Raw genomic sequence first — 15,342 nt, 5'->3', positions numbered from 1 at the left:
CTATTTGATATGAATTACTCCCGCTTTATCGGTATAATATTCAATTGTATTTGTTAACTGCATGCCTCGCAGGGCTATATCTATGGATTGGTTCTTGTATATTACACCGGTAAAGTATTGTTTCGCCACCCGCTCATTATCAATCGAAACGGTTACTCCATAACACCTTGATAAAACGCGGCTTATTTCCAGAAAGTTTAAATTATTGATAAAATATTTCCCTTCCCGCCAGCTCAATACCTCTTCGGCATCAAAATCACTGGTTTTTAAACCGGCAGCATCACTTGTTAGTTCAAAGCCTGGTTTTAATAATTGCTTTTTGTTACCAGCCTTTACTGCAACAGATCCTTCCACAAGTGCCACCTTATGAACACCGCTATCGTAGGTATTTACATTAAACTCAGTACCCAGCACTTGCACTGTTCCGTGAGGAAGATGTACAATAAACGGCTTGCTGGCCTGCTTGGCCACCTTTATATAAGCCTCTCCATTGATGGATATGTCACGGCTTTCTTCACTAAATTTCAATGGAAATTCGAGGCGGGTACCCGCATTTAAATGAACTTCAGACCCGTCATTTAGGTGGATCTTATAATCCTTTCCGTCCGGCACCTGTAGTACAGCCAGCGCTCCATTATCTTCGCTCATAGCTTCATAGCTTAGCGCTTTGCTTGCTGTACTTATATTAATGTTTGCGGTATTAAGTTGCTTGGTGGCAGAGTCGAGCAAAATTTCTTTACCGTCCGGTAAGCGTAACAGCACAGAAGTATCTGTATGATTAACTTGAGAAATAGCAGTATTGTTTTTATGAAGTGTACTTTCTGGCAGCAGGTATTTTATCGCAGCAAAAGCTATTAATCCCGATGCTGCTATGGCAGTAGACAGTCTCAAAATAGTCTTTTGCCTCTTTTCCCTTTTATAAATCTGATCGAGTATCTGGGGGGCTTTTTCATCAGCAGGATGATTGGCAAGGTAGGCCCTTATTTCATCGTTTGCCAGCTCTCGTTTAAGCTCTTCTTTCAATGCCCACATGGCAGGATCTTGTCTCACAGCCTCATCGAGCATGGCTTTTTCGGAGTCGGTAATAACTCCGGATAGTTCTTTGAGGACTAACTGTTCTATTAAATATCGATCTGGGCTCATGCTATTGTATAACGCCGAAATAGTAAAAAAGTACCAGGCTATTTTTATTTTATTAATACCTGCAAGTTGTTGCGAAGTTTCTTGAGGGCATTAGATACCGTATTTTTCACTGTTTGCAGTCGAAGATTATGCTCCTGCATAATTTCAGCATAGCTCTTGTCTTCTATATAAACGTAGTTGAAGATACGCTGCTGCGCTTCACTAAGCTGTTGAAAAGCCGTTCGAAGCTGTTGCCCCAATTCCTCGTCTTCCATTGGCTTCATCTGAAAATAGTGTGACTGGCCCGCTGTGAATCCTGCATGCCTTCTTTTCCACACCTTTCTTTTCCGCAAAACAGAGGTTGAGGCGTTTTTGGTGAGTACGCTTAAATATACATCTAATGATGTGTCCGGTTTTAATTTGCTTTTAACATTCCAGAGTTTGATGAACACCTCCTGCACCACATCATCTGCTTCCATCACATCACCCAGCATTCTCTGGGCCTGCATAAAAAGAAAGTCGCGATAGCGACCTATAACTTTTGTCAATGCCTGCTCATCTCCTTCGATAAGGCCTCGCAGTACAAATTCATTGCAGAATGTGCTTTCTTCCTTCATATGCTACCTGGCGGTTGGTTAGTATACTTATAATTTTTTTATTCTATATCAGAGTTTTGGATAGCTTTTCTGGAGGGAGTATTTCGTATTGTTGTCCAATTTAGTGATAAAGTAACAATTTTTTGATCTCCCGGAAAAATTTCGTTTTCCTGGAAGACAGATTTGTTTAAAAAAATGGCAAGGTGGCATGGTACCTCCTTTATCATTTTGCGTTCTATTGCTAAAGGGGTATTCAGTATCTATAACAAACCAACCGTTCTAAGTGCTATCTGAATGTATGTACATCAGGAGATGGGGAATTATTGTTTTATACTTATTGAAATTCCTATCCAATGCTGGAGGTATATCTTTTCCCTGAAAGAAAGCTTTATCAGAAGTGATTGTCATGTATATAAGGTAAGTGCTTTTTTATTATACCTATAAAGGAACCAACCATTTTACTAACCAATTTAACTGCGATTATGCAAAAACTACTTCGCATAAGCTGTCGGCTTATTTTGCAGTCTGTATTTTTATTGCTTTGCTTTCACTTGTCTCTGTTGGCGTACAACCAGAGCGTTGTTCGCCCGCCAGACAAGTTAGTTTCATTGTCTGAAAAAGATGTTTCGCTGAGTGTTATCTTAAGGAAGATTACCAAGAAAACGGGTATTACTATCTTCTTCAACAACGCAGAGCTGTCTTCGTTTACGGGTGTTACCCTTAATGTCAAAAATGTTCCCTTCAATGAGGTAATGAATCAGCTGCTAACAGGCAGGGGATTGAGTTGGGTAGCCGTAAATGCAACTACAGTTACCGTTCGAAAAGGTAAAGTTGAAAGTTCTCCTCCTGCAACCCCTGCAGCCAGGGGAGCAGATACGGTATTAGATGTATCGGGCAAGGTGATCAATGAAAAGGGAGATCCGGTACCTGGTGCTACCGTTATGGTTAAAAATAGTAACAAGGGAAGTTCCACGGATGCCGACGGCAATTTCATTATCAAGCAAATTCCTTCAAATGCGTATCTAACTATTACAAGCATTTCTTTTGTGCCTAAGCTGATTGCAGTTAGAGGAAAGCCTTACATGGGCAATATCGCTCTACAGGAGTACGTGGGTGATCTCGACGAAACAGTTATTAAAGGTTATTACAGTACTACAAAACGGTTTAATACAGGTAACGTAACTACTATTAAGGCGGAGGATATAGAAAAGCAACCGGTATCTGACCCCTTACTTACTTTGCAGGGAAGAGTGCCAGGCATGACGATTACGCAAACTACGGGAGTTCAGGGTGGCGCAGTGAATGTTCAGATACGCGGACGCAGTAGTATAAACAATGGCACACAACCTCTTTTTATAGTAGATGGAGTACCCTACGAACCTTCTATTACTTCTCCCCCATTCGCAAATTATGGCGCGGTAGGCTTAACAGCATCTACACTTAATTTTTTGAACCCGGCAGATATAGAAAGTATAGATGTATTAAAGGATGCCGACGCCACTTCTATATATGGGAGCAGGGGAGCAAATGGCGTTATTCTAATTACCACTAAAAAGGGAAAGATCGGTAAAACCAATATTAACCTGAGTGCTAATACCGGTATCCAGAAAATGTTGAACAAACGGGAATTGTTATCAACAAAGCAATACCTCGCCATGCGTAGAGAAGCCTTTAAGAACGATGGCGAGGAACCTTCGGTTGAAAATGCACCGGACCTGATGATGTGGGATACTACAAGGTATACAGATTGGCAAAAGGAGATGATCGGAAAAACGGCCAGGTATACCGATGCTCAGGCATCCATTTCCGGAGGTACGCCTAATTTTCAATATTTAATGGGCGGCAATTTTCACCGGGAAACAACTATTTTTCCGGGCGATTTTCATACCCAGCGTGGTGGAATGCATTTCAATTTGTCTGGAAATGCTTTTGACCAGCGATTGAAAGTTTCTTTTATAGGTAACTATACGCTTAGCAACAGCGATTTTCCGGGTGGCGATTTTGCCACTAATATTTATCTGCCTCCCAATACGCCGCCGCCCTTTAATGCAGATGGAACGCTTAACTGGGCCAATTCCAGCTGGATCAACCCCTATTCACAACTGGTTAGCAGAATTCTGGAAGCTCAAACGAATAATATCGTTTCGAATGTTGATGCGAGCTTTCGGATTTTACCGGGATTGGTGGCGAAGGTAAATATGGGCTATAATGAGCTTAGAAACAGCACTTTTAGCGGAAAACTACTGGCGGGTGTGAACCCCGCTGATTTGAATTTTGAGACAGCGGAAGCTGATTATACCACTACGAAAGTAAAATCATGGATATCGGAACCGCAGATCTCTTATTCGACCATGATGGGCCCTGGCCGCTTAGAATCGGTATTGGGCGCTACCATTCTTGCCAAGAGAATGGAAAATCAATATGTGTACACCGGCGGTATTGAAGATGACGCACTTATTAAAAATCCGGCAGCAGCTACTTCTTTCAATGTGCTGGGTGCAAGTAGCTATTATAAGTACATAGCCTTCTTCGGCCAGCTTGGCTATAATATGAATGAACGATACCTGTTGAATTTCGGCTTTAGGAGAGACGGAAGTAGCCGTTTTGGTCCCAACAGGCAGTTCGCATCTTTTGGTTCGGTAGGGATGGGCTGGATTTTTTCGCAGGAAGATTGGATGAGGGCTAATGTGCCCTTCCTTAGCTTTGGAAAATTACGGGGTAGCATCGGTATAACCGGAAACGATCAGATTGGCGATTATCAGTTCCTGGATCAATACGAATTTCAGCGAGGACTGTATCAAGGCACTAAAGGGGTAAGAGTTACAGGGCTGTACAATCCTGATTACGAATGGGAAAAAACCAAAAAAATGGAATTAGGACTTGAAATGGGATTTTTAAAAGATCGCATTTCATTAAGTGTTAGCCGGTTTTATACCCGCTCCAGTAACCAGCTCTCGGTTTATTTTCTTCCTGTCATTGTGGGTAATACTACCGTTCTCGGTAATTTGCCCGCCGTTGTTCTTAACCGTGGCTGGGAAGTGGTGCTTTCTACCCAAAATATTAAACAGAAAAGCTTTACCTGGTCTACCTCTTTTAATATTTCTGTTAACCGCAACAAACTGGCTGCTTACAGCGGGCCAGATATCTCACTTAAGGAAGGAAGATCGCTTACAACGGTTAATTTGTATAAGTCCTTCGGCGTTGACCCTGTAACAGGAAAATACCTGTTCGCAAGTATAGAGGGAAAGCCGGTTGAATTAAATGCACCAGCAGATGGATTTCAGGCGACGGTAGATCCGGCCCCGGCTTTCTTTGGTGGAATGGAAAATAGTTTTACCTATAAAGGCCTGCGACTGGATATCTTTTTACAGTTCGTGAAGCAGAAAGGGCTGAGAGGCGTATTCAATAATGAGGCCCTCCCCGGCATTATGAAAAATCAGCCATTGGAAGTGCTGGACAGGTGGCAAAAAGAAGGAGATAAGGCCCTGGTACAACGTTATAATCAGAACCAAAGCATGTTCTTTGATTTCACTACCTGGAATATGAATAGTGATGCAGCGTATGGAGATGCTTCATTTGTCCGCTGCAAAAACATTGCGCTCTCCTGGCAGCTACCCGCAAAATGGATGAAAAAGATGAACGGCGGTGCCGCCAGTTTCTTTGTAAATGGTCAAAATTTATTCACAATTACAGGATATAAGGGATGGGACCCTGAAACACAATCCGTAGTTGTTATTCCTCCTGTGTTCACACTTACTGGTGGCTTTAGATTAACACTTTAATTTTTAATGTATGAGATTTACTAGCATAAGACTGTCTGCGCTTTCTTTCATCATAGCTTCTCTATTTGTCTCTTGTAAAAAATTCCTGGATGTTGGTTATCCTCCGGATAAGATTGTTCCCGAATATATCTATTCTTCTAATAAATCGGCAGCTAACGTACTCACGGGTTTATATTATGATATGCAGCTTGGTGGCAGCCTTGCACACGGCCGCTATAGCTTTTCAGTTCAACTGGGTTTGCAGGCAGATGAAATTGCCGCTTTACCCGGTAGTTTCTTAAACGGTCAGTACCGGAATATTTTTCGCTATGATTTCTGGACGACCCTTTATAAGCTTATTTATCGTGCCAATGCCGCTTTAGAAGGACTAACGGCTTCTACTTCTCTATCACCTGATGTTAAAAACCAGCTATTAGGAGAGGCTTATTTCTTAAGGGCCTTTTATTACTTCTATCTGGTGAATTTATATGGTGATGTTCCTTTAATTCTTAATTCTGATTATAAAAGTAATAGTAATGCTTCGCGAACACCCATGGCCGATGTTTATAATAAAATGGTGGGCGATTTGAAATTAGCGGAGCAGTTGTTATCGGATAACTACCTGGCACCGAACGCCGCTTCCGTGGTAGACGATAGGCTGCGCCCTACCAAAGCCGTCGCTACTGCAATGTTAGCAAGGGTTTACCTGTATCAGAAGAACTGGAAGGATGCCGCTGCGGAAGCGAGTAAAGTTATCGATAATAAAGCAGTATACGATACCGTGGCGCTTGATCAGGTTTTCTTAATGAACAGCAAGGAGGCTATCTGGCAGTTGCAGCCAAATTATGAAGAAGGCACCTTTAATAATACACTGGATGCTGATGTGTTTGTTTTGATCAACGGCCCGAACCCTTTTCAAAAACCGGTGGTGGTAGCTGACTTTTTACTGGAAGCGTTTGAAAAAGGTGATCAGAGAAGGCAGCATTGGATAGGTGTTAACCATGCTAGTAACGGAACCACTTACTATTACCCTTTTAAGTATAAAGTTTATGAGCCGGATGTGGACCGTGCGGAGTATATCATGGTGATGCGTTTGGCGGAGCAATACCTGATCAGGGCTGAGGCTAGAGCTGAATTGAATGATATAAAGGGGGCACAGGATGATCTTAATACCGTACGTTCCAGGGCCGGATTGCCTGATACCGACGCATCGGACAAAACAGCATTGGTGAAAGCGATTTTACATGAGCGTCAAATAGAGCTGTTTTCAGAATGGGGCCATCGCTGGTTGGATCTTAAGCGCACTGGTACGGTGGACGATGTAATGGGAAAGATCACCCCGCTTAAAGGCGGCACCTGGGAAAGTTATAAACAGCTTTTTGATATTCCAGTATCGGAGTTTAAGTACAATGGAAATCTGGTGCAGAATACTGGCTATCCATCCCGGTAGCTAAGACATGCTGCATTTAGGTACAAAGCTGGAGAATGTTCTTAATTTATAAAGTCATATGTAATGTTTAAAAAAGAATGTAAATGTATTTTGTTGTCACTGTCGTTGGGTGTTATATTAACTAATGTACAGGGACAGGCTAATGGGAACTGGCAGGCGCCTAAGGATGCTATCGCAACGCGCTGGACGAAGATGGTGAACCCTTCTAATGTGTTGCCGGAATATCCCCGACCGCAATTGGTACGCAATAATTGGACGAACCTTAATGGCCTTTGGGAATATGCCGTAACGCAGCAAAGTGTAGGAACTCCTGATAATTTTTCAGGCAATATCCTGGTGCCCTATCCCTTTGAATCAGCTTTATCAGGTGTAAAGAAAAGATTGCAACCGGATCAATGGCTTTGGTATAAACGCAGCTTCACCAAACCTGTTCTAAAGCCAGGTGAGCGCCTGCTGCTGCATTTTGGTGCAGTGGATTTTGAAGCGGTTGTTTTTATAAATGATAAGGAGCTGGGAAGCCATAAGGGAGGATACCAGCACTTTTCTATCGATGTAACAGATGCTTTAACTACAGGGAAAAACAACCTGGTGGTGAGAGTGTGGGATCCAACCGACAAAGGGCCTAACCCGCATGGTAAGCAGGTGCTGAATCCGGAAGGTATTATGTATACCCCCAGCAGCGGCATTTGGCAAACCGTGTGGCTGGAGGTGGTACCGCAGGTGTTTGTGCAATCGTTGAAGATAACGCCGGATGTAGATAAGCATCAGGTGAGGGTCGATTTTGCCGTAAACAAGGATGGAAAATCACCTGATCTTTTTGCCGCAGGCTCCCCTGCGGCAACCACCGGCCTTTCGGATTATACGGTTGAATTGAATGTGAAGAAAGGCACAACCGTTGTTACATCGGTTAAGCAGCCCTTAGAGAAATCGGCCTATATCACCTTACAGAATGCCCGGCTTTGGAGCCCTGACGATCCTTTCTTATATGATCTCCAGGTAAAGCTATGGAAAGGAGGCAAACTGGTAGATGAGGTTACCAGTTACTTTGGTATGCGAAAGGTGGATATACAGAAGGATAAGCAGGGTGTAGACCGTATTTTCTTAAACAACCAGTACACCTATAACCTGGGAACCTTGGATCAGGGCTTTTGGCCGGATGGATTGTATACAGCCCCTACAGACGCTGCCCTGAAATTTGATATTGAGGCGGCAAAGGCGATGGGTTTTAATACCATTCGTAAGCATATAAAGATAGAACCAGACCGCTGGTATTATTATGCAGACAAGCTGGGAATGCTTGTTTGGCAGGATATGGTAAACCCCGGTAATGATGCCCCCGCCGGCCATAGCCAGTTTGAACAGGAAAATAAGGAGAACGTAGCCCAGTTATACAACCATCCTTCTATTGTTACCTGGGTTTTGTTCAACGAAAAGTGGGGACAGTATGATCAGGAACGACTCACCAACTGGTTTAAGGCGCAAGACCCTACCCGCTTGATCAACGGCCATTCCGGTGAAATGCTGTATGTGAATGATCAGCTCCGTAGCCCATCTCCTAATGCCTGGGTAGCGGCTGACATGACGGATGTTCACTCCTACCCCTTCCCCCGTAATGCTCCGGCAGAACCAGGCAAGGCACGTGTGCTGGGTGAATTTGGTGGTATTGGCGTGCCTGTAGAAGGGCATTTATGGAGCGATCTTCAGGCTGGCTGGGGCTATGACGGCGTTGTTAGTCCTTCTGTAATGCAACAGCAATATAAGCAGATGGCTGATTCGCTGAAGGTGCTGGAGCGCTTAGGTTTAAGCGCTTCTATCTATACGCAACCCTTTGATGTGGAATCTGAACAAAATGGTATAATAACGTACGATAGAGCCATCATTAAGCTTCCGGTAGCAACTATTAGAAGCATAAATGCGCAGGTATGGCCAGCTACTAAAAACTTTCTGCTGGCTACCAAAGGATTTTCGGCTTCCGTAGCAGATACGGTATCAAAATCGTACGCGGTACGATTGAAAGAATACCAGCAAGGCAAAAAGGATTCTGCCTTTTTAAGGGCGCTCACCGTATTGGCAGATGCGCAAAAAGACCCGGCAATGGTGGAAAAGCTCGCCGCGGAACATATTAGTCAGATGAAAAATCCGCTAAGTGAGGTGAACCTGAAATTCATTATGCGGTTTACCAACACTACCCGCGATCCCGGATTTGCGGTATTATACAAAAACGTTCAAAAGGTAAACGAGATACTTGGCAAAGACGAAGCGGAAAGTAAGATTACCGCCGCTATAGAAAAGGACGAAATCAATCCCTACCTGCCAACAGACGGAAAGCCCGATTGGACGAGCATTGAAAAGCGCGCCATAACAAAGTATGGAGATTTGGGCAAAGAGATCGTTTGGCAAACCAAGGTGTTCTATGCTGCCAATCACCAGGATTGGGATGGCTTTGGCCTGGCGCTGCGGCCCTGGTTTGAGAAGTATGGCTCTAAACGGAAGTGGATCACCTCCGGCACCATTAACGCGCTGGGCTGGGCAGCATTTGAGAATACCACCAATAGAAATACATTGGAAGCAGCGCTCGTTCTAACCTCACATGGAGTACAGCAGGAGGAGCAAACCAACCTCTTGGACACGCATGCGAACCTGTTGTATAAATTAGGCAAAAAACAAGAAGCCCTTCACTGGGAAGAAAAAGCCTTAACGGCCTCTAACGGCGATGCCGAAATTCAAAATAATTATGAAAAGATGAAACGCGACGAGCCTACCTGGCCTCGCGTGAATTAATTGCATCCTTCTGCCATATTTCATTCATTGCCCCGTTGGAACCATAAAAAGGCACAACTATTATTGAGTCAATTTCCAACTAGTGGTTAACCTGCAGGAAGGCTTCGGCCTTCCTGTTTCTGTGTACAGACCTGAAACAATTTAAAATCCAATACATGAAAATATCCACATTAACAATCAAAGGATTTAAATCCTTTGGCCCGCAGGAAACCAGGATCACGCTGCGCAAAAATCTCGCTGCCTTTATTGGGCTAAACAGTGCTGGCAAAACCAGCGCGCTTGAAGCACTGAAGCGGCTATTCGGCTCTTCATTGGCAGAAAGGGAGATCTACAGAGAAGATTTCCATATTGGCAAGGATGAAAATAGCGACGAAATAACAGAAAGGGAGCTTTCTATCGAAGTAAGAATTGATTTTACGGAGGAGGAACAGGAAGCCGTGCCGCACTTCTTTTCCAATATGGTGGTAGACGATATGGATATGGATTTGTATATCCGTATCAGACTGGAAGCTACCTGGAAAAAATCGGACATGACGCCTCAGGGAGAAATTGAGATTAAAAACTATTTCATTAAAGTGCCGGAAGGCTCGACCGAACAACCTGATAGCAAACAACCTTTCCCTAATCATTTCAGGAGCCTGATTCAAATTCTGTATGTTCCCGCCATCAGAAGACCAGCCGAACAGCTGAAATATGCATCTGGCACTATCCTCTACCGGGTATTGAGAAAAATAAACTGGAAGGATGATTTTAAAGAGGAGTTTGATGCGAAGATAGAAGAGATAAACGAAGCGTTTAAAGGCTTACCAGAGTTCGCCACCGTACAAACGTCCATTACAGGCTTTTGGCAGCAGTTTCATAAGGATGAACGGTACAGAGATACGCAGATCGGATTTAGCGGAAGTGATTTTGAAACGGTACTCAAACGGCTGGAAGTATCTTTTAATCCTACAGGCACGCATAAATCGTTTGGTATAGATGAATTGGGTGAGGGTTATCGTTCCATGTTTTATCTCACCCTGGTATGTTCCCTCCTGGATGTGGAAGAAAAGATGGCTGACACTGAGGATGAAGAGTCGATCGGCGTCAACAGACCGCTGCTTACGATCCTGGCTATCGAAGAACCCGAAAATCATATTGCTCCGCAACTGCTGGGAAGGGTAATTAAAATACTTAAAACCATTGCAGAGAAGGAGAACTCACAGGTTGTATTGTCATCACATACACCTGCGATTATAAAACGGCTGGACCCGGAAAGTATTTTGCACTTCCGGATCACAGAAAACTATGAAACGGAAGTAAATAAAATAAAACTTCCGGTAAAGAAAAGTGAGGCATATAAATATGTGAAGGAAGCGGTGCATAATTATCCGGAAATTTATTTTGCCCGCCTGGTGGTTATCGGTGAAGGTGATAGCGAGGCTGTAATATTTAACCGGCTGATGGAGGTGATGAATGTTGATTTTGATGACAACATAATCACGTTTGCGCCGCTGGGACACCGTTTTGTTAATCACATCTGGAAATTGTTGGATGCGTTGAAAATTCCGCATATTACGCTTCTCGACCTGGATAGGGAGAGAGAAGGTGGTGGATGGGGACGAGTTAAATATGCGATAGAACAGTTACTTGAAGTAAATGTTGAAAAGAAGGACCTGCTTGAATTAAAAGATGGGTCAGTTCTGCCGGATGAAGACTTTAGGAAAATGCACACATGGTCAATAAAGGATAAAGATGATATCAAGAAACTGAACGACTGGGTTAATTCGCTTAAAGAGTATAACATCTTCTATTCAGTCCCTTTAGATCTGGATTTTTTAATGCTTACCCATTATACTGATGCTTATAAAAAAGCCATACCTAAGGGAGGTGGTCCCGAAATACCGGATAAAGAGAAAAATGAGCAGGGATTTAAAGACAAAACTGAAGGTGCCGTAAAAGCTACCTTAAAATCGGAAAAGGCCACTGGCTTTACGTATTCACAGGCGGAGAAAGAACTGATGATTTGGTATAACTATCATTTCCTTGGAAGAGGAAAGCCATCTACACATATTGAGGTGCTATCGAATATGACCGATGAGGAGATTATTAAAGATCTGCCCCCTGTATTTAATGATGTTTTTAATGCTATTTCTTCCATCTTAAAACCAACTTCAAAGAATGAAAAGAGTAAAGCCTGAAGATTGGCAACCGGCGGACGATATGACGCTTGAACGTACGGCGATGAATATCGCAAGGCGGTCTAATAACAAGCTGGTTGTGGCAGGGCCGGGAGCTGGCAAAACAGAATTGTTGGCGCAAAAGGCTTGTTTTCTTTTGCAAACGAATACCTGCCGCTTTCCTTACAAGATCTTGGCCATCAGCTTTAAAAGAGATGCTGCGCATAATTTGAAAGAAAGAGTGCGCGATCGTTGCGGAGATGATCTTTCAAAAAGATTTGAGTCTTTAACGTTTGACTCCTTTGCAAAACAAATACTGGACAGATTTAAGCAGGCCCTGCCAGAAGGATATAAGATAAGCGATGATTATGATGTGGAGTTAAGCGACCGGAAAATACTTGATAACTATCGTTTCGAGGATGAGAATTATCTGAACAGCACAGATCCGGAGGTAGTATTGAAGCTGCATGCTGCCACCTTGCCTCATTCGGCCAGGACTAAAGCGGAAAGAATAAGAAATAAGATCTGGAAGGAAATGCTCAGCTCCTCTCCTTCTCAATTATCTTTCAAAATGATAATGCGATTGGCGGAGCTTATTATTAAAACCAATCCAAAGATTAAAAAATACTTACAGCAAACATATCATTATGTTTTTTTAGACGAGTTTCAGGATACGACGGACATACAATATGATCTGTTTAAAACATGCTTCCTGGGTAGTGGATCCCATTTTACGGCTGTAGGAGATGATAAGCAACGGATTATGATATGGGCCGGCGCCCAGAATACGGTGTTTGAAGATTTCATGGACGACACCGGTGCCGCTCGTGTGGCACTGAGCACAAATTTCCGTTGCGCTCCCCGCCTGGTTACCTTGTTGAACCATCTGACTGAACACTTGCTCGAGAAAACAGATTTTGCTACTCCATCGGACAAATGGCAGCCGGATCAGGGCGAGTGCTCAATCTGGTTGTTTGAGAACGCTGAGAAAGAAACGCAGATTCTTTTCAGGGAAGTAAAAGAGTGGATTACGACGGAGGGCATTAATGCGAGAGACATCTGCATTCTTGTTAAGCAGCAATTAACCATGTATGCAGGAAATCTCATAGAGTATTTTAACAGAAACGGAATTAAGGCAAGAGATGAAAACAAGTACCAGGATATGCTTACCCAGGAGGTATCTGTCTTCATCATTAATGTATTATACCTCATCTATGATCCTCAAAATACCAATGCGAAAAAGGATGCATTCGATTTTCTGAGCAATATTCATACGGAGCTGGAAGACCAGCAGTTGCTTAAACTGGAGTTTGCCTTTACCAAGTTTGTTAAAACCCTTCGTAAGGATTATCCGAATCAGTTCTTTGGTGGAGACGAAATTGAAACGATGATCGCTGCAATTGTCGATTTCGCTGGCAAGGATCGCATTCGCGCTCATTTTACTCATTATAAGAATATAGGAGTGCTGAACAAAGCAATAGACGATCTGGAAAAGGAACTGCTCCACTGCTACGATGTAACGAATGATATAGTAGATGCATTAGACATGTTAATTGGCAAGGATACCATTCCTGTAATGACTATTCATAAAAGCAAAGGTCTTGAATACCATACCGTTGTATTTATCGGTTTGGAAGATGGCGCTTTCTGGTCTTACGAAAAGCAGCCGGATGAGGATAAGTGTACTTTCTTTGTGGCGCTTTCGAGGGCGAAGGAGAGAGTTGTTTTCACATTCAGCGAAGTAAGACCCAGCAAGTTTGGACCACGGGAACAGTCGATGCACACTATCAGGCAGATTGTGGAAGAACTGGAAAAATCAGGGGTGGTGGAGATTGTTGAAAAAAACTGACCTTTTCTCAGTTTTAAGCGCCTCACTCAGAAAATGAGGCGCTTGTTGTATTGGTTATCTGTTGGTTATCTGAAGTTTTATAAAAAAAGTTTACTCTGCGCAAAAAGAGTTCGCACAAGCATTGAAATTTTGTTATTGTGGGAGACTAAGCAACTACTATAAAAATATAAATTAGCGCCCAATGAAAGACGAAACATTATATACCTTATTCCGAGACTTTGTATTTGATATATACCCGCTTTTAGATCCGGCATTGGAGAAGAAATGGATCAAAAACAGATACGACAAGTATCCGTCACTCAAATATAGAGATAACGGGATGCCATACTTAAGTAATTATAGCCATAATGCCCCCTATAATATTACTGATTTGTTTAGGGGTTGGGGAGGTAAAGCTGATATTGAGATAAAAGAATTTCAGTCTTACAAAGAACTGGAAGCATACCTCCTGAATCATAAAGAATATAGGGAAACTATCTACCCAACGAATAAGGAAGGTTTGGATAGAAAACGTTTCGACTGGATGGCGATACAGGTTATTGAAGATATTCTGGAAAGATATTATCTTTTAAATAAAAGTAAGCAGCAAGATGAAACCTTGTTCCAATCCATTTATATGGAATTTGAGCACTATACTTACACAGAAAACCTGGAGTTTGATATTGCCATACCAATATTGTTTTTGCAGTTTGAGGAATCGGAACATGTTATAAATGATGGTATGTTGATAAGAAGAATCGGGGATGATTATCAACGGGCCAGGTTTAACGTTAGAAGCACTTCTTCTCTTATGCGCGATAGTGTAATTGCAGGCGCTACTCATGAGCTGGTGTTTAAAAACTGGCATATCAAAAAAGAAAAAAAGTACGCTGATACCAGCCTTAGTAATGAAAAAGCGTTTCCAATAGCACAGTTTGAGCTGTTTTTTAACGCTATCAAAATTGCTACGAATTATAATTCAGGTTTTGCTCAGATATTGATTTACCCAAAGGGGTGGGCCGATTTTTACTCAATGGATCTACCACCGTTGAGTGGTTTAACCGTTAGAAAGTATCCTAACGTTTTTGATGACCACTCCTGGAATGATTCATCTGTTCCCGTAATAACGTCCGCCGAAACTCAACGCATAGCGTCTATTTATGAGAACCTGCTTACTAGCGATAAAAATAAAATACAATTCGCGAATAAAAGGCTACGATCTTCTTACCTAAGAGATAACGAAGAGGATACGATTCTCGACATAATTATTGCACTGGAAACGCTTCTAAGCGACAATGATAAGGGTGAATTAACGCATAAATTAGCTATGAGAACGGCAAAGCTTCTTAGCGTTTATAATAAGAAGCATAATGTAATGCACGTTTTTCAGGCTATTAAAAAAATCTATAGCTATCGTTCAGCGGTGGTACATGGTACAGGTAAGGCCGATTCAAAAAGAGAAATCAAATTGCATAATGAGGCAGATCCCATTCCGGCAATCTCATTGGCTAATGACTACTTGAGGGAGGTACTTGGGATAATGATAGAGCATCCCGAATATTTAAATGCAGAGGAGGTTGACCGTTTGTTGTTGGAAGGTTAGAATTAAAGCACTACCCTATTAACAATGCCCCGCTCTTCCAGC

General features: G+C 42.6%; 8 protein-coding genes. 6 read left to right on the top strand and 2 right to left on the bottom strand.

The features are described from left to right. Together CPIN_RS15895 and CPIN_RS15890 are read right to left on the bottom strand one after the other, a co-directional pair. Positions 1 to 1,143, bottom strand: coding sequence for a FecR family protein (locus CPIN_RS15895; protein ID WP_012790841.1), 1,143 nt, complete (start codon positions 1,141 to 1,143; stop codon positions 1 to 3). 44 nt (positions 1,144 to 1,187) lie between these two features. Then, positions 1,188 to 1,739 (bottom strand): RNA polymerase sigma factor, encoded by a 552-nt coding sequence (locus tag CPIN_RS15890; protein ID WP_012790840.1) that lies wholly within the window; start codon positions 1,737 to 1,739, stop codon positions 1,188 to 1,190. A gap of 587 nt (positions 1,740 to 2,326) precedes the next feature. Here CPIN_RS15890 and CPIN_RS15885 point away from each other — a divergent pair. The 6 genes from CPIN_RS15885 (at position 2,327) to CPIN_RS15860 (ending at position 15,300) form a co-directional block, all read left to right on the top strand. Continuing rightward, positions 2,327 to 5,500: a SusC/RagA family TonB-linked outer membrane protein gene (locus CPIN_RS15885; protein ID WP_052306817.1), complete on the top strand. Its 3,174-nt coding sequence runs from the start codon at positions 2,327 to 2,329 to the stop codon at positions 5,498 to 5,500. 10 nt (positions 5,501 to 5,510) lie between these two features. Beyond that, positions 5,511 to 6,929, top strand: coding sequence for a RagB/SusD family nutrient uptake outer membrane protein (locus CPIN_RS15880; RefSeq protein ID WP_012790838.1), 1,419 nt, complete (start codon positions 5,511 to 5,513; stop codon positions 6,927 to 6,929). Positions 6,930 to 6,992: 63 nt separating this feature from the next. After that, the gene (locus tag CPIN_RS15875) at positions 6,993 to 9,710 is read left to right on the top strand and encodes a glycoside hydrolase family 2 (RefSeq protein WP_012790837.1); all 2,718 of its coding nucleotides are present in this window, start codon (positions 6,993 to 6,995) and stop codon (positions 9,708 to 9,710) included. A 155-nt stretch (positions 9,711 to 9,865) separates the two neighbouring features. Further along, the gene (locus CPIN_RS15870) at positions 9,866 to 11,890 is read left to right on the top strand and encodes an ATP-dependent nuclease (RefSeq protein WP_012790836.1); all 2,025 of its coding nucleotides are present in this window, start codon (positions 9,866 to 9,868) and stop codon (positions 11,888 to 11,890) included. After that, complete coding sequence (locus CPIN_RS15865) at positions 11,871 to 13,718, top strand: UvrD-helicase domain-containing protein (protein WP_012790835.1); 1,848 nt, start codon at positions 11,871 to 11,873, stop codon at positions 13,716 to 13,718. Before CPIN_RS15870 ends, CPIN_RS15865 begins: the two co-directional genes overlap by 20 nt. A gap of 181 nt (positions 13,719 to 13,899) precedes the next feature. Beyond that, a complete protein-coding gene (locus CPIN_RS15860) occupies positions 13,900 to 15,300 on the top strand; it encodes a HEPN domain-containing protein (RefSeq protein WP_012790834.1) in 1,401 nt (466 codons plus the stop codon). Positions 15,301 to 15,342 lie beyond the last annotated feature (42 nt).

The organism is Chitinophaga pinensis DSM 2588 (genome assembly GCF_000024005.1).
Taxonomy (GTDB): domain Bacteria; phylum Bacteroidota; class Bacteroidia; order Chitinophagales; family Chitinophagaceae; genus Chitinophaga; species Chitinophaga pinensis.
The sequence above is the reverse complement of the archived record's forward strand: the minus strand, read 5'-3'. Positions and strand labels throughout refer to the sequence as shown.

What these genes read in the sequence shown, in the direction of transcription:
- CPIN_RS15895 (WP_012790841.1), bottom strand. Translation starts at nt 1,143, where the DNA reads ATGAGCCCAGATCGATATTTAATAGAACAGTTAGTCCTCAAAGAACTA.
- CPIN_RS15890 (WP_012790840.1), bottom strand. Translation starts at nt 1,739, where the DNA reads ATGAAGGAAGAAAGCACATTCTGCAATGAATTTGTACTGCGAGGCCTT.
- CPIN_RS15880 (WP_012790838.1), top strand. Translation starts at nt 5,511, where the DNA reads ATGAGATTTACTAGCATAAGACTGTCTGCGCTTTCTTTCATCATAGCT.
- CPIN_RS15875 (WP_012790837.1), top strand. Translation starts at nt 6,993, where the DNA reads ATGTTTAAAAAAGAATGTAAATGTATTTTGTTGTCACTGTCGTTGGGT.
- CPIN_RS15870 (WP_012790836.1), top strand. Translation starts at nt 9,866, where the DNA reads ATGAAAATATCCACATTAACAATCAAAGGATTTAAATCCTTTGGCCCG.
- CPIN_RS15865 (WP_012790835.1), top strand. Translation starts at nt 11,871, where the DNA reads ATGAAAAGAGTAAAGCCTGAAGATTGGCAACCGGCGGACGATATGACG.
- CPIN_RS15860 (WP_012790834.1), top strand. Translation starts at nt 13,900, where the DNA reads ATGAAAGACGAAACATTATATACCTTATTCCGAGACTTTGTATTTGAT.